General features: G+C 40.2%; 15 protein-coding genes and 1 other annotated feature. Of the genes, 1 reads left to right on the top strand and 14 read right to left on the bottom strand.

From position 1 onward, the window contains the following. Positions 1-37: 37 nt before the first annotated feature. Positions 38-1384 carry an NADP-specific glutamate dehydrogenase gene (gdhA, locus tag ACN076_RS04705; RefSeq protein ID WP_000199532.1) on the top strand — a complete coding sequence of 449 codons (1347 nt, stop codon included), beginning with the start codon at positions 38-40 and terminating at the stop codon, positions 1382-1384. 93 nt (positions 1385-1477) lie between these two features. Here the strand turns inward: gdhA and ACN076_RS04700 are convergent, their stop codons facing one another. From ACN076_RS04700 to ACN076_RS04635, 14 genes are all read right to left on the bottom strand, one after another. Next, entirely contained in the window at positions 1478-2122 is a 645-nt protein-coding gene (locus ACN076_RS04700) for a TetR/AcrR family transcriptional regulator (RefSeq protein ID WP_153192508.1), read from the bottom strand. 16 nt (positions 2123-2138) lie between these two features. Continuing rightward, positions 2139-3143 (bottom strand): NADP-dependent oxidoreductase, encoded by a 1005-nt coding sequence (locus ACN076_RS04695; RefSeq protein WP_153192510.1) that lies wholly within the window; start codon positions 3141-3143, stop codon positions 2139-2141. Between the two features lie 280 nt (positions 3144-3423). Next, positions 3424-3792, bottom strand: a complete 369-nt coding sequence (gene rplL, locus ACN076_RS04690) for a 50S ribosomal protein L7/L12 (RefSeq protein WP_001196965.1) — start codon at positions 3790-3792, stop codon at positions 3424-3426. A gap of 72 nt (positions 3793-3864) precedes the next feature. Further along, positions 3865-4365 carry a 50S ribosomal protein L10 gene (gene rplJ, locus ACN076_RS04685; RefSeq protein WP_001287277.1) on the bottom strand — a complete coding sequence of 167 codons (501 nt, stop codon included), beginning with the start codon at positions 4363-4365 and terminating at the stop codon, positions 3865-3867. 38 nt (positions 4366-4403) lie between these two features. Then, positions 4404-4539, bottom strand: a sequence feature (ribosomal protein L10 leader region). A gap of 74 nt (positions 4540-4613) precedes the next feature. Further along, on the bottom strand, positions 4614-5873 hold the full coding sequence (locus tag ACN076_RS04680) for a TRZ/ATZ family protein (protein WP_153192512.1): 1260 nt from the start codon (positions 5871-5873) through the stop codon (positions 4614-4616). Positions 5874-5987: 114 nt separating this feature from the next. Continuing rightward, positions 5988-7736, bottom strand: coding sequence for an ABC transporter ATP-binding protein (locus tag ACN076_RS04675; protein WP_153192515.1), 1749 nt, complete (start codon positions 7734-7736; stop codon positions 5988-5990). 1 nt (position 7737) lies between these two features. Further along, entirely contained in the window at positions 7738-9462 is a 1725-nt protein-coding gene (locus ACN076_RS04670; RefSeq protein ID WP_420790221.1) for an ABC transporter ATP-binding protein, read from the bottom strand. Between the two features lie 60 nt (positions 9463-9522). Further along, positions 9523-10461, bottom strand: a complete 939-nt coding sequence (msrB, locus tag ACN076_RS04665; RefSeq protein ID WP_420790220.1) for a peptide-methionine (R)-S-oxide reductase MsrB — start codon at positions 10459-10461, stop codon at positions 9523-9525. Between the two features lie 98 nt (positions 10462-10559). Continuing rightward, positions 10560-11429 (bottom strand): homoserine kinase, encoded by an 870-nt coding sequence (gene thrB / locus ACN076_RS04660; protein WP_024057159.1) that lies wholly within the window; start codon positions 11427-11429, stop codon positions 10560-10562. Between the two features lies 1 nt (position 11430). After that, the gene (locus ACN076_RS04655) at positions 11431-12717 is read right to left on the bottom strand and encodes a homoserine dehydrogenase (RefSeq protein ID WP_023946376.1); all 1287 of its coding nucleotides are present in this window, start codon (positions 12715-12717) and stop codon (positions 11431-11433) included. A 151-nt stretch (positions 12718-12868) separates the two neighbouring features. Then, positions 12869-13606 carry an adaptor protein MecA gene (gene mecA, locus ACN076_RS04650; protein ID WP_000782684.1) on the bottom strand — a complete coding sequence of 246 codons (738 nt, stop codon included), beginning with the start codon at positions 13604-13606 and terminating at the stop codon, positions 12869-12871. 314 nt (positions 13607-13920) lie between these two features. Next, positions 13921-14955, bottom strand: coding sequence for a prephenate dehydratase (locus ACN076_RS04645; protein WP_420790219.1), 1035 nt, complete (start codon positions 14953-14955; stop codon positions 13921-13923). Continuing rightward, entirely contained in the window at positions 14948-16417 is a 1470-nt protein-coding gene (locus ACN076_RS04640) for an O-antigen polysaccharide polymerase Wzy family protein (RefSeq protein ID WP_420790218.1), read from the bottom strand. The genes ACN076_RS04645 and ACN076_RS04640 overlap by 8 nt, the downstream gene beginning before the upstream one ends. Positions 16418-16432: 15 nt before the next feature. Further along, positions 16433-17419, bottom strand: coding sequence for a glycosyltransferase family 2 protein (locus ACN076_RS04635; RefSeq protein ID WP_153192526.1), 987 nt, complete (start codon positions 17417-17419; stop codon positions 16433-16435).

Below are 17419 nucleotides of genomic sequence, written 5' to 3'. Positions count from 1 at the left end.
GACTCACATAATTAAATTAGAATTTAAGGAGAACGATATGACATCTGCTAAAGAATATATCCAAAGCGTGTTTGAAACTGTAAAAGCTCGTAACGGGCACGAGGCTGAGTTCCTCCAAGCTGTTGAAGAATTTTTCAACACTTTAGAACCTGTATTTGAAAAACACCCTGAGTATATCGAAGAAAATATCTTGGCACGTATTACTGAGCCAGAGCGCGTGATTTCTTTCCGTGTTCCTTGGGTTGACCGTGATGGAAAAGTTCAAGTAAACCGTGGCTACCGTGTTCAATTCAACTCAGCTGTTGGACCATACAAAGGCGGACTTCGTTTCCACCCAACTGTAAACCAAGGGATTTTGAAATTCCTCGGATTTGAACAAATCTTTAAAAACGTCTTGACTGGACTTCCTATCGGTGGAGGTAAAGGTGGATCAGACTTCGATCCTAAAGGTAAAACAGATGCTGAAGTGATGCGTTTCTGCCAAAGCTTCATGACTGAATTGCAAAAACACATCGGACCATCACTTGACGTACCTGCTGGTGATATCGGTGTTGGTGGACGTGAGATTGGTTACCTTTACGGTCAATACAAACGCCTTAACCAATTTGATGCTGGTGTCTTGACTGGTAAACCTCTTGGTTTTGGTGGTAGCTTGATTCGTCCAGAAGCAACTGGTTACGGTTTGGTTTACTATACTGAAGAAATGCTCAAAGCAAATGGCAACAGCTTTGCTGGTAAGAAAGTCGTTATTTCAGGTTCTGGTAACGTTGCTCAATATGCTCTTCAAAAAGCAACTGAACTTGGTGCAACTGTTATCTCTGTATCTGACTCAAATGGGTATGTCATCGATGAAAATGGTATCGACTTCGATCTTTTGGTTGATGTTAAAGAAAAACGTCGCGCTCGTTTGACTGAGTATGCAGCTGAGAAGGCAACTGCTACTTATCATGAAGGTTCTGTATGGACTTACGCTGGGAACTATGACATCGCTCTTCCATGTGCTACTCAAAACGAAATCAACGGTGAAGCAGCTAAACGTTTGGTTGCTCAAGGAGTTATCTGTGTATCTGAAGGTGCCAACATGCCAAGCGACCTTGATGCCATCAAAGTTTACAAAGAAAATGGTATCTTTTACGGACCTGCCAAAGCTGCCAACGCTGGTGGTGTAGCCGTTTCAGCCCTTGAAATGAGCCAAAACAGTCTTCGTCTCTCATGGACTCGTGAAGAAGTTGATGGACGTCTCAAAGACATCATGACAAACATCTTCAACACAGCTAAAACAACTTCAGAAACATATGGTCTTGATAAAGACTACCTTGCAGGAGCTAACATTGCTGCCTTTGAAAATGTAGCAAACGCTATGATTGCACAAGGTATTGTTTAAGATTCATTTGCTTAATCCTCAATCGCTTCGATTGGGGATTTTTATGTTGAGTTCAAAAAACTCACCATTAACAGTGAGTTTTAACATCCGAATTTATTTTACTTTCATTAGGGCAGATGACAAACATTCAACAATCTCATCAACTGCTTCATCTATGTTTATAGTTCCTTCATCATTCAACATCATGGGAATAAGATAAGAAAAACTCAATGCTAAAATGTATCGAACAATTCTTTCATTTGACCAATTTAGAATAAGTCCTTTTTCTTTAAATTGATTTAAAACAGGGCTAATTGGTTCTACTATAGATTGAACAATAATATTTCCTAACTGGATAGAAAGATTTTTATCAATAAAAGAACGCCCCAAGAGAATTTTAACATGCATTTGATTCTCCTGAATGAAAAAGAGCCTATCTCGAACAATACTTTTTAAAAAGAAGGGAAAAGTTTCTTGATCTACTGTGAATTTTTTTTCTGAGAAATCCGCAATTACTTCTGGAATAACCTGTTCTAGAAAAGTAGATAAAATGGCTTCTAAAATACCTTCCTTTGTTTTAAAGTAACTAAAAACAGTTCCTTCTGACACTCCAGCACGTTCGGCAATAAGGCTGGACGTTGTATTCTCAAATCCAATTTCTGAGAATAATTTTAAGCTTGATAATAATACTCGACGTTGTTTCAAGCTCAAGTTGCTAACTTCTAACGTCTGAGCATACTTTTGTTCTAAACTTTCCATCGCTAGCACCTCTCTTCTACTCTCTTACTTTTACGACTTTTTTGCCTCGACTGTGTCCCATTTTCAGACTACGATAGGCTTCTCTAACTGACTTTATAGAAAAGTCATACACTTGATCAATTTTCAGCTGAACCTTCCCGTCTGAGACCATTTCAGCTAAAGTGCTAAAATCATCATATGTGGAATGTCTCGGACCAGTAAACTGAGCACCTTTTATCATAACATAGGGCGAAGGTACTAATGTCCCAATAGTTGTCCCCTTCAAGCCTAAACTAAAAGCCAATCTAACATAATCAGATCCATAACAATCCAAAAATTTTGTAATAGGAGTTGGACTAGCTGATAGAAGAGCCTTCTTGATATTATCTTCGTAACTTACTGGTGTGGCACCTAAAGACTTCAGATACTCTGCATTTTTCTTACTTGCGATTCCGATTACTTTCGCCCCCTTAGCAACTGCATACTGTACTGCAATACTTCCAATACCTCCTGCTGCAGCTGAAATAACAACAGTATCTCTTGAATTTAAACCAATTCTTCTAAAAGCCCCACCCACAGTTAGAGCAGCTACTCCCATAGTAGCTGCGTGAGTCATGTCGATCATCTCTGGTTTCAATACAATTTCTGATTCATTGACACAAATTTCTGTTGCTAAAGCTCCCCTCTTAGTTCCCAAACCAGGATCACTAATCATTGTTCCAAACACCTTGTCTCCTACTGAAAACCTACTTACTTCATTTCCAACTTCTGTAATAACTCCAGAAAAATCTCTCCCCACACCTCTTGGAAATAAAGATGATTTAGATTCAAACCAACGACTTGGTTTCCTTAATTTCGTTATAAAAGATAGAAATTTAAGAGGTTTCGCTCCCTCAAAAGTTTTATAATCAATAGGATTTAAACCAACAGCATGAACTTCTACTCTCACTTGATTTACATCCAAGGCTGTAGAGTCAATCTTCAGCAAATCCAAGACCTCTTCGTTACCGAAACGACTGTACTCTATTGTTTCAACAACCATTTTCTTTACTCCTTAATTTCACAAAAATTGAGTGAACACTCATTTTTATAAATTATACTCTTAATTTGTAAGAAAATCAATATTATCGTTTGATAACAATTTATGACATGATACAAATATCAATCATTTCGATTTACCAATATGATTCTTTCAATCTAACTCTCCTCACTTTTAAAGATTCCTTTCCCTTTTTTGCCCCCTGGCACATAAAAATAAAAACCGCTACTCCTAAGAATAGCGGTTTAATCATATTTTTTAAGCTACTAATGTAGTTGCTCTATTATTTAAGAGTAACTGAAGCTCCAGCTTCTTCCAATTTAGCTTTGATTTCTTCAGCTTCTGCAGTTGCAACGCCTTCTTTAACAAGTGCTGGTGCACCGTCAACAAGTTCTTTAGCTTCTTTAAGACCAAGACCTGTGATTTCACGTACAACTTTGATAACGCCAACTTTTTTGTCTCCTGCAGATGTCAATTCAACGTCGAATGAATCTTTAGCAGCACCAGCGTCAGCAGCACCAGCTGCAGCAACAGCTACAGGAGCAGCTGCAGTTACACCAAATTCTTCTTCGATAGCTTTTACAAGGTCGTTCAATTCAAGGATTGAAGCTTCTTTAATTTCAGCAATAATGTTTTCAATGTTCAATGCCATTGTTATTTCCTCCAAATATGTTTTAAATTTATAATAGATTTTCGTAGCTAGGCTACGCTGCGTAGCTTAAGATTAAGCTGCGTCTTCTTTGTTGTCTGCAACCGCTTTGACTGCAAGAGCAACGTTGCGCACTGGCGCTTGAAGTACAGAAAGGAGCATAGAAAGAAGTCCTTCGCGGTTTGGAAGAGTTGCAAGTGCAAGAATCTCTTCTTTAGATGCGACAGCGCCTTCGATTGCACCACCTTTGATTTCAAGTGCTTCAGCGTTTTTAGAAAAGTCGTTCAAGATTTTCGCTGGTGCGATAACATCTTCGTTAGAAAATGCTACTGCAGATGGTCCAACAAATACAGATGCAAGATCTTCAAGACCAGCTTTTTCAGCTGCACGACGCAAGATTGAGTTTTTAATCACTTTATACTCAACTTCGCTTCCACGAAGCTCACGACGAAGAACTGTATCTTGCTCAACTGTCAAACCACGGGCGTCTACAACGACGATAGATGCAGCAGCTTTCATTTTTTCAGCTACTACGTCAACTAGTTCCGCTTTTTTAGCAATAATTGCTTCACTCATTAGTGTGTTCACCTCCGTTATTATTTTGCTTGGGGAAATTTTTCAAAAGAAAAACGCGCCCAAACCTAGACACGAAAGTACAATACGCTTCTTTTTACATGATACGTTTTGTCCTCGGTAGGATACTTATGAGTCGAGCTCCCCTACTGTCTTAGGCAGTTTTTTCAAACCGTATATAAGTATAGCATAGTCAAAAAAAGAATGCAAGATTTTTGCAAACTTTTTTAAAATTTTTTGTGATTTTTCTTCTAAAGTTCTACTGTCAGAACTTGACCTTGCTTAACAACCTGTTCTCCAGCGATATAAACATCATCAACATCACTGGATTTAACAGCATAGATGAGATGAGAAAGCATATTTTCCTGAGGTTGGAGATGAATTTTCCCTTGTGGTTGAATAACGAGAAAATCTGCCTGTTTACCAACTTCCAGACTTCCTATCTGATTTTCCATTCCTAGAACCTTAGCCCCTTCGATTGTCAGTGCCTTGAGAGCTGTTTCGATAAGAAATTGGCTGGCATCTCCATTTTTCATCTTCTGAAGAAGGGCTGCAGTTCGTCCTTCCTCAAACATATCTAGATTGTTATTAGAAGCGACCGAGTCAGTCGCAATTCCTACTGCTATTCCTGCTTTTTGAAGTTGGATAATGGGAGCAATCCCTGATGCCAATTTGAGGTTACTGATAGGATTGTGGGCAATAGCCACGTGAGAAGTTGTTAAGCGTTCAATTTCTCGCTCATTTAATTCGACCCCATGAGCAAAGACAGACGGATGATCTAAGTAACCCAGTTCTTCTAGGAAAGCGAGGGGGCGTTTGCCGTAGCGTTTCAGGAGAATTCCTGACTCCTCCTTGGTCTCCGCCACATGGATATGGATGGGAATATTCAGCTCTTTTGCCATATCTAAGCTCTCTTCCAACAAGTCTCTACTACAGCTATAGGGAGAATGTGGAGCTACCATAACCTTGAAATTTGGATTTTCATATCCTAAGATTTTCTCGATGATTGCTCGTGTTCTGCTTATAGTCTCATCAGTTGTTTCTGTATCTGAAGAAAAGAGGGTCGGTGAGAAATAACAACGCATCTTGGAAGCCTTAACTGCCTGATAAATCTGCTCAATCTCCACTCCATTGGGATTATACATATCATTGAAGGTTGTTGTTCCTGACTGGAGCATTTCTGTCAGAGCTTCTTTGACCGCCTTGGTAGTCATATCTGGTGTAAACTCAGCTTCTGCAGGCCAGATATAGTCATTGAGCCATTCATGGAGGTTACTGTCATCTCTGATCCCTCGCAAGCCAGTCATAGCAGAATGGGTGTGGCAATTGACCAATCCAGGCATAATCCAGGCTCCCTGATAATCTATAATCTGCTCAGCTTGCTCTAAAATCTCTGGCTTCTCTTGACCGACATAGACAATTTGAGAATCCTTAACTGCTAAGATTCCATCCAGATAAACATGGAAATCTTGGTCACAAGTCACGATATTTACATGCTGATAGACTTTCATTATAGGCTCCTTTTCTATAAGACAATTTACAGTGAATAATTTTTCTAGCTATTGTAACAAAAAAGTCACCCGAAGGCAACTTTTTTCGTCCATAAAATTTCAAAAGAGAAAGGCTTATTCTGAGCTAAAAGCTGCAGCTTGCTGCATTTGGTAATACTTGCCTTTTCTAGCCATGAGGTCCTGATGGTTCCCATACTCAACAATGTCGCCATCCACCAAGACAAGAATCAAATCTGCATCTTGAATGGTTGACAAGCGGTGGGCAATGATAAAACTTGTGCGCCCCTTCATGAGTTTGGCAAAGGCATCCTGTACCAGCACTTCTGTCCGCGTATCAATGGATGAAGTTGCTTCGTCTAAGATAAGAATCTTTGGAATAGCCAGAAAGACTCGGGCGATGGTCAAGAGCTGTGCTTGACCGACAGAGAGAGATTCTCCTGCATTTTCCAACTTGGTATCATATCCTTGTGGCAACTGTTGGATGAAAAAGTCCGCATTGGCTGCTTTGGCAGCAGCAATCACTTGCTCCCGACTAGCATCAGGATTGCCGAAGGCAATATTGTCATGAATGGTCCCTTGCTTGAGCCAGGTTTCCTGTAGCACCATGCCAAACTGCTGGCGTAAAGTGGCACGACTATAGTCATAAATGGAACGACCATCCAGCAAGATATCTCCAGAGTTAATGGGATAAAAACGCAAGAGAAGATTGATAAGGGTTGATTTTCCAGCACCTGTCGGACCAACAATAGCCACCTTGCTACCAGCTGGGATATCGATGGATAAGTCCTTAATCAATATCTTCTCAGGATGGTAGCCAAAATAGACATGTTTAAAGGAAATAGCTCCCTTAACCTGGTCACTGGTCAAAACTTCCTTACCTGTTTCAGCCACCTCAGGGCTCTCTAAGACAGCATAAACACGCTCTGCGCAAGCCAAGGCACTTTGCAACTCAGCTAGCACTGAAGAAATATCATTAAAAGGCTTGGTGTACTGTTGAACATAGTTCAAAAAAGTCACTAAGCGTCCAATGGTCAAGGTGGACCCCATCATGATACGATAAGCTCCTACTCCAGCTAGAAGGGCATAAATGAGCGCATTGACAAAACGAGTCGAAGGATTAACCGTTGAAGAATAAAAGATAGCTGACTGCGAATAACCTGCATAGTTGTCATTAGCCTCACGCAGTCTTTGGATAAATTCTGCCTGAGCATTAAGGGACTGGATAATGGTCTGCTGGCTCAACGATTCTTCAATTAATTGTGTCTGAATCCCCCTTGTCTCTGTTTGCTTTTGGAAGAGATGATAGGATCTCTTGGCAATAAAGCGTGAAATCACCATAGACAGTGGCGTCAACAGCAAGACCAAAAGAGTCATGAGGAGATGAATTTGAAGCATGGCTAGAATACTAACCAAAATCATTAAGACGCCAATAAAAAATTGGTTAAAAATCATGGTCAAGCCGGCTGCCAACTGTTCTATATCTGTGGTCACACGACTGACCATCTCTCCACTGCCTTGCCGATCCACAAAAGCAATCGGTAACCGATGGAGCTTATGGATGATTTGCTCTCGCAAGTCTCTGGTATAAGAGAAGATTAGGCGATTATAGAGAAGAGGATTGACCCACTGCACAAGGGTATTTCCTATGACCACCAAGATCATTTGGAGAAAAATCTGCCAAAAAACTGGTGAAGAGTCAGTCACTAGGACTTGGTCGATGACCTGCCCAATCAGAATAGGTAGATAGATCGATAAACCAACTTGGGCAATAGTTCCTAGAAAGGCTAGGAAAAGGAGTAAAGGATGACTTGCTAAATCTTTGGCCAAACGTTTGAGCGTCTGGTTTGCAGTTTGTCGTCTCATGCTAGTCCTCCTTTCCATGTTGGGATGCATTGATTTCGCGATAGACTTGACTGGATTTCATCAAGTCCTCGTGCTTGCCGATAGCTAGGAGCTCACCTTTTTCCAAGAGGAGAATCTGGTCAGCCATCTTTAAAGTCGATGTTCTTTGAGAAATCAAGATTAAGCTCGTGTTTGGTAAGTTCTCTCGAATAGCCTTCAACAGCTTGGACTCTGTGATGGTGTCGAGGGCCGAGGTCGCATCATCTAGGATGAGAAACGGAGCCTGGCGCAAGACTGCTCGTGCGATAGACAACCGTTGTTTTTGTCCACCTGAGAAATTTCGACCTCCTGCCTCAACTAGGGCATCCAAGAGTCCTTCCTTATCACTGACAAAATCCTTGGCTTGTGCAATTTCCAAGCCCTGCCAAAGTTCTTGGTCCGTTACTTCTTGATTGAAACCTAGAGTCAAGTTAGAACGAATGGTTCCTTTAAAAAGTTCGACTTTTTGGGGCACATAGGCAATCCAAGACCGCCATTCCTCTAAATTACGAGGACTAGATCCATCTCGATAAAGGTCTATGCTCCCCTTGTCTGCTGGATAAAGTCCAAGGATGAGTTGCACCAAGCTTGATTTACCAGAACCCGTTCCCCCAATGATACCAAGGATTTGTCCTTGAGTCATATCAAAGGAAATGTCTCTCAGAGAAGGCTGGGCCGCATCAGGATAGGTAAAGGTCAGTTCTTGAACTTGTAAAACCTGATTGCTGGTAACTTGCTTTTTCTCTAATTCTGAATGGATGTCTTCTGGAGCCTCAGCAAAGACTTCCTCGATTCGCTTAGCTGAGATGTAGGACTGGTTGAGAGAATTGATCAGCATGGCTAGCTTGACCAATTCCACCAAGATCTGTAGGAGATAATTAATAAGGGCAATGAGAGCGCCTTGACTGAGCAATCCTCCTTGAATAAAAATATAGCCTTGCCAGATAATGACTAGGAGAGTTCCATTTACAATCAGATAGGTCAGGGGTGTTAATAAACTAGACCAGAAGCCTGTTTTTTCTTGCAATCTGGCATAAACTTGGTTAAGGGTTTGAAAAATCTGTAACTCTCGTTTTTCTTGACCAAAAGCACGAATAACCCGCATCCCTTGTAATTGCTGGCGCGTTTCCTGAACCAGCTGATCCGTTTTCTTTCTCAGACTGCTGTAGAGAGGATTAACCAGTCTAGAGAGCCCTACAATAACAATGGTCAAAATGACAACCATGATCAAGAACCAGAGAGTCAGCTCAGCTGAGATTCGATAGGCCATAAAAATGGCTCCAAAAACGATAATAGGCGCTCGTAAAAAGAGACGCAGGAATTGATTGATACCAGTCTGAATCTGGTAGGTATCCGAAGTCAAGCGAGTGACCAAGCTAGAAGTGGTCAAACGATCTCTGCTGTCCTTGGGCAAGGAAAGAATATGGCGATAGAGGTCACCTGTCAATTCTTTGGCAAATCCAACCGCAGCCTTAGCTGAGTAGAACTGGGCTATTAAGGCCACTACAACACCAATCACTGCAAAAATAAGGAGCAGGCCAATCTGCATCCAGAGATGATTTTGATTTCTCTGGGGCAAGGATTGGTCAACAATCCCAGCAATCACCATGGGAACCAAGAGCTCAAAAACAGCTTCTAACAGCTTGAACAAGGGTGCTAAAATCGATTCCTTGAAGTAGGGTTTAAAGTAAGATAATAGGTGTTTCATAGATCCCTTCTATTCGTTTTCTAGAAATAAAGAAAGTGGGAAGTGCCCACCCTCTCTGTTTTATTTGCTTAAGTAAGGCAGTAGATAGCCATATCCTTCCTCTTCCATCTCATCCTTGGCCACAAAGCGCAAGGAAGCAGAATTGATACAGTAACGGAGGCCACCAAACTCACGCGGTCCATCTGTGAAAACATGACCCAAGTGAGCGTTTCCTGACCGAGAACGAACCTCGATTCGCTCCATTCCATGACTCAGGTCCTTGTAGTAGTGAATCAATTCCTTAGAAATCGGACGACTAAAACTTGGCCAACCACATCCTGAGGCAAACTTAGCCTTGGCAAAAAAGAGTGGCTCACCTGTCGTGATGTCTACATAAATTCCCTCTTCAAAGGTTTGGTCATAGGCATTGGTAAATGGAGCCTCTGTAGAAGCTTCTTGGGTAACACGATAGGATTCTTCAGATAAACTGCCCTTTAACACCTCTTGACTAGGCTTTTCATAGTTAGAGGCATCAATCAATGGCTTCTCAGCATCGGTCACATCGATATGACAGTAACCTGAAGGATTCTTCTTAAGATAGTCTTGGTGGTAATCTTCAGCCAGAATGTAGTGGCGAAGTTTCTCCACCTCTACTGCAATCTTTCGCCCAAGCATGCGCTCCTGCTCCTGCACCACTGTGAAGATAGCTGGCAAGTCTGCTTCATCCTGATAATATATACCGGTCCGATACTGACGTCCACGGTCATTCCCTTGTTGATTGACTGATAATGGATCAATAACACGGAAATAATAAAGTAAAATCTCTCTGAGTGACACTGCCTTCTCATCATAAATTACCTGAACCGTTTCTGCATGGTCTGTTTCCTTGAGCAGCTGGTAATTGGTCGTTTCGACTTGTCCATTAGCGTAGCCAACACTGGTTGCTAGCACTCCAGAAATGCGTGAAAAATATTCCTCTAGGCCCCAAAAACAACCACCTGCTAGATAAATTTCTGCCATCTTTATTTCTCCTTTATCAAGTTTTTAACTCGAATTCTTTTCAAAAAAAGGATAGGAAGCCCTCTGGTCGAGAGTTTCCCCATCCTATCTTCTATTCTTTATTTTGCTTCGACACGGACACCTTGGGTATCAACCTTCAAGTCATGAAGCTTTCCTTTGAAGGGTTGCTTTTCCAATTCTGCCTTAATCGTTGGCATCTTGTCATGAGAAGCCAAGACCATAACTGTCGGCCCAGCACCAGAGAGGTAGGTTGCATAGGCACCATTTTCTTTGGCCACTTGCTTAATCGTCGCAAATTCTCTCACCAAGTCCTGACGATAGCGCTCGTGGAAGAGGTCTCCCTCGATTGCTTGCCCAGCGGTCACCATGTCTCCTGCCAACAAGGCGGCAACAGCCACATTGGCGATAGAACTAGCCGCAACAGCTTCCTTGTAAGATAATTTCTTAGGCAAGACGCCACGGCTGTCTCGAGTACGCAATTCATAGTTTGGAATGTAGGCTAGAAAATCACATTCTGGGAAGTCTGCTACGATAGCAGAAACTTGTCCATCAACAGAGCTTGCAATAACGAGATTACCATAAATGGCTGGAGCCACATTGTCAGGATGGCCTTCAATCTTAGTCGCTAACTGCAATTTTTCATGATCAGACAAGTTGAGCTGGCCCAGTTGGTTGGCTAGTTCAATCCCAGCTACAATAACCGAGCTGGAAGAACCCAAACCACGCGCCAAGGGAACATCACTGGTCATTTTCAAGCGTCTTGGTTGCAAGTCTGGTACAATTTGCAAAGCAATTTTGAGCAAGAGATTGCGCTCGTCATGTGGAATCCATTTGCCAATCTGGTGTTCAATCAGCCACTCATCTCGTTCTTCACAGACCTCTATTTGAAGATACTTGGTTACAGCTACACCGACCGAGTCAAAACCTGGCCCGATATTGGCACTGGTTGCAGGTACAATAATCTTCATCTTATTCTCCTAGCACCTTGAAGGTATTCAAGAGGTCGAATTCTGAAACCTTCTTCAATTCAGCTGAAACATTTTCAAGCTGGGCTTTATTAATCTTGTGTGTGATGATAACGACACGCGCCTTGTCACCATCTTTTCCATCTTGGAGAATTTGCTTAAAGGAAATTTCTTGGGCATTGAAGATTTCAGCCAACTTCAAGACCTGACCTTTTGAGTCTGGTGCCAAGATTGAGAAGTAGTAATTTGCTTTGACATCCTCTGGATTTGCCAAGACCAAGTCACGGCTATATTCGTTGAAGTCTTTGCCAATGGTACCATCATTCAAACGACGAACGATACGGACAATATCTGCTACAACACTTGTTGCAGTTGGTTTTTGACCAGCACCTGGTCCATAGTACATAGACTCACCGATACCAATAGATTCCACAAAGACAGCGTTCATTACGCCATTCACACTAGCAAGTGGGTGTGCTTTAGGTAGGAAGGTTGGAGTTACTTCTGCAGCAATTCCTGAAGGAGTTTCCTCAATAGAACCAACCAATTTCACTACATAGCCAAGATCTTGTGCTACAGCTACGTCTTCTGGTGTAATGTTGCGGATTCCCTTGTGGGCTACATCGTCAAAAGCGACCTTCATGCCAAAAGCAAATTGGCTCAAAATCACCATCTTGTAGGCTGCATCAATCCCATCTACGTCATTTGTAGGGTCACTTTCTGCAAATCCTAGACGTTGCGCTTCCGCAAGAGCATCATCGTAAGACCAGCCTTCTTCGACCATCTTGGTCATCATGAAGTTAGAAGTTCCGTTGACTACTCCAAGCACGCGCGTGATTTTATCAGAAGCCAACGAATTTGCTAGAGTACGAAGAATTGGAATCCCACCAGCTACTGCTGCTTCATAGTAAAGTGCTACCTTATTAGCTTTAGCGATTTCTAACAATTCTGCACCATGGACAGCCAAAAGGTCCTTGTTAGCAGTAACAACATGTTTTCCAGCTTCCAAGGCACGAGTGATAAAGGTTTTAGCTGGTTCGATACGCCCCATCAATTCCACTACGATCGTAATGTCTTGGTCTGATAAAATGTCATCCACATTGGTTACAAAGTTAAAGTCATTCCCTGCTGCAAGCAAGCGATTCTTTTCATCTTCATCCTTGACCAATACCTTAGCAACTTCAATCTCTGAATGTGCTGATTGATTGATTTTTTCTCCATTTTCCTTTAGGAGGAAAGGCACACCACTTGCAACGGTACCAAATCCTAGTAAAGCAATTTTAACTGTCATGTTTGTCTCCTCGAAATTTTCTAATATAGCCATTATAACAGAATTTTGTGAAAATTCCTATTATAGTAAATCACTATTTCAATCTAGAAAAGAAAAAACGAATCAGACGATTCGCTCTTCTCAAAATCTAGAAATAGCTTTCCAGAAAGGATTATCCGATTTTTTGCAGATTGAGCACAGCATCGTGATTCATCAAGACTTGGCCATACTCTTGCAAGACTGAACGACTGATGTCACTATCGTCTGCAAACTCGCGCATACGAGCCAAAAGCCACGCTGGATATGGACTTGGATGATTTTCAATATCCACTAAAATGGTCAAATAATAGCGCTCATTCATCTTGTAGAGTTCAGAAGTTTCCATCTCAAAAGTCACTGTCTTGGCAAAAGCCACCAAATCAGCTAATTTTGCGAAAGAAAGGATGTAATAGATGTAGGGCTCTTTCTTGCTCTCAACTTCTTGTTCAGCCTGCTCCTGCTCTTCTTCCTTGGCTTCGACTTGCTCTAGAGATTGAATGGCTTCGATATCATCCTTAGTTTTGTCCGCGATACTTTTTTCCAGGGTTTTGATAAATTCATCTGGCGACATTTGAGCCAATTCTTCCATGTCTGGCAAATCCGATAAATCTTCAAAATCTAGATTTTGGTCAATCTTTGATTTGGTTACAAAGACATCGACCTTATCAGGTTTTGGAGTCACACGGAAGCTCAACATACCTGTATCTAGGAAGCTATCAGGCATCTCTAACTCATCCAAGATAGCATAAAAGAACTCTTCTGTTTTTTCTTGAGGAACGAGAAAGTCAGCAATCTCCATGCCTCGATCCATCAAATCTTCTAAAGACATCGTGATTTTTAAAGTTGTATCACTGATTTGTTTCATTTTCATTGCTAGTAACCTCATACTTTCAGTTCTATCTATTATACTAGATTTTTACGATTTTATCAAAAGAAGGCTCCTCTGTCGGGATAGATTTTCCCTAGGGTAACTTCTGTAGAAGACTCTAATACTCTTCGAAAATCTCTTCAAACCACGTCAGCTTTATCTACAACCTCAAAGCGGTGCTTTGAGCAACCTGCGGCTAGCTTCCTAGTTTGCTTTTTGATTTTCATTGAGTATAAAAGAAAATTTCTGCAAACAAATAGAAAAAGCCTTCAAAATCAGCTCTTAGCCAACTTTGAAGACCTAATACATCAGAAAGCTTATAGTTTAAAGGTTGCTACACCAAGGATAGAACGATTTAAGTTTCTAAGAATTTGAAGACTTTGTTCAAATTTCTTATAACGAGTCACTCCGTATTCTTCAACAAGAAGGACTGTATCTCTTTCTAAAAGAGATGGTACATCTTGTAAATCTACAAAATGAATTCCTTTTAAGGCCTCTTGATTTTGTTTCAATTTATCTAGGATAGCTTTGTTTGAGCTAACGATTGTTAATTCTTGTCCAGCATTTTTGTATGATAGGATATCTGCTAGGTTGGCAATTGTTGTAATCTCTGTTACAAAATCAATTTGATACTGAGAAAAATCACCTGCTCTATTGATGGTTGGATTAAAGAGATAAACCAATACATTTCCCATCACAACCAAAATCACACAAACTACTCCAATAACAGCTAAACGGAGAATCAAGTTCTTCACATTCAATCCAAGCGCTGTCTCACCGTTTGCATTCAATTCTTTAGAGTTGATGGTTTCCAATTTTTCAATTTTTACATTTGCATAAGTGTGTTTAAATTTCTCAATCAATCCATCAATTTTTCGCTCCAACAAGTCATTAGCATCTTTACTTGGTGTCAAAATTTTCACACCAACCCCTGCATCGTCAATCATATAGTAGACAGTTAATTTTTTCCACCAATAATCATTCGTAGAATTTTTCAAGGTTGTTTCTGTCGTATCTAATTCACTAGCAATTTTTTTCAACTCACTAGACTCTACATCATTGAAAAGATAAGCTCCATTCAAATTCCCATCAATCAATTTCCCGTAGAAATCACTATAGCCACCAATTTGATGATTCAAAATCGTTTTGGCTGAATCTTCTGGAGGAGTGATTTTATAGCTGATATAAGTTGAATAACTTGTTGTGTCTTTGACAGTATTTTTATTCTTAACTGCTTTAATTGTAAATGGTACAGCAATGAGAGCAAATAAAGCGATGAGAGCTAGAATATTTGCTTTTCGTTTTTTGTAAAGATTTGCAAACAAATCAGCTACTGAATAATGTTCAAACATGATTTTTTTCTCCTTTGTTTAGTAGATACTGGTTCTCTTTTGTAAGCATTTTTGCTACAAATATAATCACAAGAACAATTCCCCAGAATTGCATTGTAAATAGATTGAAGAAACTTTCTGAAAAGCTACTTCTTGGCATAAAGAATAGATTATTCAAGATGAGTAGGGACAAGGCAAATAGGATTGTTCTAGAGCGATAGGCTACTTGCAACATGGCTATAAATAGCATACCGAGTAAGAGACTAAGTAGAAAGACTCCTATCATACCATAGTCTGTATACAACTCCATGATATAACTACTTCCGATACCATGTCCTTTCAAGTATTCCTTGTTCAAAACAAGATAGGATAGATTGTGGGCATAACTATTACTATCAATAGCTAGCTCCACACTATTGGTTGTATGTTCAAAGGCTTTTCCTCCGAAAATAGCCCCCAAACTTCCTCTTGCAAAATAATCAATGACAGGACCAAAAGTAAAATTGCGTAAATCTCGGTAAGGAAGGCTACTGTTAAATAGAAAACCTCGAGCCAGAACACCAAAACTAGTCCCTTGTTTATAGATAAAGTCAAGTAAGATATCCCAGAAACCTGTATGGGAAACCTGGACATTATCCCGTACATAATTGAGCACTCCCATCGCTAACATAAGAATAGGAGAACCGACAAAAATCGCTAACTTTTCTTTAAACCCAATCCATTTTCCCTTTTCAGTTTGCTCCCGCATAAAGTAATAAACAAAAGCAAATAAAATACTTAAAATAAAGGGATTTCGTGTCCCGATTGCCAAATGAATGGTATTGGCTACAATGAAGGATACCAACACTGCTGTCGCCTGCAATTTCTTTGGCTTGGTTGCCAGATACATACACATTGCATAGACCGTAAAGGTAGACAAAATGTAGGTAAAATAAGGAAGTTTACTTTCAAAATTTGCATAGTAGGCATAGTAGGAAGTCTGCAGACGATACAGGAGCCGTTCAAATAAGCGAATAAAATAGAAAGGATAGGTTAGAAGAAAAACTCCTAGTGATACAAAGCGTAACCGCTTGATATAAATCTCTTTTATAGAATTTCCTATCTTTGGTACTTTTATGTTCTTCCTAGCTATGAAGTAACGAGCCAGTACGCCTCCTGTGGTCAAGCCCAGAATCGAAACCATGACGACTATAAAGGCAAAGCGATAGGCTATCGGATGATAGGTATCCAGAGCGCCATCCCTAAAATAATCAATGGTCGGTCTTGATACCAGAAATACAAAAATAGTTAAATAGAAAATAAAATGGATTAAGTAATACTTGATATCATTCCAGCAGGCAATTAAGCTACTAACCAGTAAGAACAATAAAGTAGAAAGCAAGCTAACGTTGTTATTATTAAACAGATACACAATTCCACTTACTAGCGTCAAGGCATAACTGACTAGGGTCAAACTAAATAATAATCGTTTTCCATCAATCACTTGCTCACCCCCGTTCTAATGTAATTTTTTAGATTTTTCAATATTTTTTAGTAATAAGAATCGATATAAGGAAATATTTATGAATAGAGCCAGAGCACCAATTCTTCTCCCCTTACGGAAAATTGAATTCCTAGCAATAGCAAAGGCATGGCCTTTTAAAAAACGATGAATCTGAGAATAGGCTTCAAACTGTTTATACTGATCATCTAGCAACATCTTATCCAGAATAAAAAAGTAGGCATAGGCTAATCTGAAAAAAGCAACCTCTTTCAAATCTGGATAGTTTTTCACAACTTCATTGTAAAACCTTTGGTAGATATCAATATAGGCTAAATCCTTCTCTGCATAGGGTTTAGTCGTAATACTATCCCCTCTATGGAAATAGTAATAATAGGGTTTGGTATTAACAACGTACTTCTTAGCCAACTTGATTAAATCAAAATGATAATAGGCATCTTCGTAAATCAATCCCTTTGGAAAGGATAGGGCAGTTGCAATCTGTCTCTTGATTAGCTTATTGCAAATCGTTCCAGGTATTTTTTCACCTATGAGGTATTCTCTTAAAAATGTTTGAGAATCACAGACAAAATAGTCATCCTGATTGGCTGATTGTGGACTTTCATCATTAGCATAGACATTCATGACACCACAGCTCGAAACATCCGCATCTTCTTGAATTAATTGCTCATATAAGCTCTGAATCATTTCTGGATGGATATAATCATCTGAATCAATAAAAATCAGATAATCTCCGTGAGCCTGCTTCATTCCATCGTTTCGTGCTTGCGACAAACCTTCATTCTTTTTATGAAGCACTGACACCCTATCATCTTGTTCAGCGATTGAATCACACAAGCGACCACTTTCATCCGTTGCTCCATCATCAACAAGAATGATTTCCAGATTCTGATAGGTCTGCTTCTGAATGGAAGCTATCGATTTTTCTAGGTACTGCGCCACATTATAGACTGGTACAATGACACTAATTAATGCAGTTTCCAT

The sequence above is a fragment of the Streptococcus sp. K0074 genome, assembly GCF_048843365.1.
Taxonomy (GTDB): Bacteria; Bacillota; Bacilli; order Lactobacillales; family Streptococcaceae; genus Streptococcus; species Streptococcus mitis_BM.
Note: the sequence above shows the minus strand (reverse complement) of the source record. Positions and strands in the feature narration are given on the sequence as shown.

Excerpts from the sequence above, each read along its gene's own strand:
- gdhA (WP_000199532.1), top strand. The coding sequence starts at position 38 with ATGACATCTGCTAAAGAATATATCCAAAGCGTGTTTGAAACTGTAAAA.
- ACN076_RS04700 (WP_153192508.1), bottom strand. The coding sequence starts at position 2,122 with ATGGAAAGTTTAGAACAAAAGTATGCTCAGACGTTAGAAGTTAGCAAC.
- ACN076_RS04695 (WP_153192510.1), bottom strand. The coding sequence starts at position 3,143 with ATGGTTGTTGAAACAATAGAGTACAGTCGTTTCGGTAACGAAGAGGTC.
- rplL (WP_001196965.1), bottom strand. The coding sequence starts at position 3,792 with ATGGCATTGAACATTGAAAACATTATTGCTGAAATTAAAGAAGCTTCA.
- rplJ (WP_001287277.1), bottom strand. The coding sequence starts at position 4,365 with ATGAGTGAAGCAATTATTGCTAAAAAAGCGGAACTAGTTGACGTAGTA.
- ACN076_RS04680 (WP_153192512.1), bottom strand. The coding sequence starts at position 5,873 with ATGAAAGTCTATCAGCATGTAAATATCGTGACTTGTGACCAAGATTTC.
- ACN076_RS04675 (WP_153192515.1), bottom strand. The coding sequence starts at position 7,736 with ATGAGACGACAAACTGCAAACCAGACGCTCAAACGTTTGGCCAAAGAT.
- ACN076_RS04670 (WP_420790221.1), bottom strand. The coding sequence starts at position 9,462 with ATGAAACACCTATTATCTTACTTTAAACCCTACTTCAAGGAATCGATT.
- msrB (WP_420790220.1), bottom strand. The coding sequence starts at position 10,461 with ATGGCAGAAATTTATCTAGCAGGTGGTTGTTTTTGGGGCCTAGAGGAA.
- thrB (WP_024057159.1), bottom strand. The coding sequence starts at position 11,429 with ATGAAGATTATTGTACCTGCAACCAGTGCCAATATCGGGCCAGGTTTT.
- ACN076_RS04655 (WP_023946376.1), bottom strand. The coding sequence starts at position 12,717 with ATGACAGTTAAAATTGCTTTACTAGGATTTGGTACCGTTGCAAGTGGT.
- mecA (WP_000782684.1), bottom strand. The coding sequence starts at position 13,606 with ATGAAAATGAAACAAATCAGTGATACAACTTTAAAAATCACGATGTCT.
- ACN076_RS04645 (WP_420790219.1), bottom strand. The coding sequence starts at position 14,955 with ATGTTTGAACATTATTCAGTAGCTGATTTGTTTGCAAATCTTTACAAA.
- ACN076_RS04635 (WP_153192526.1), bottom strand. The coding sequence starts at position 17,419 with ATGGAAACTGCATTAATTAGTGTCATTGTACCAGTCTATAATGTGGCG.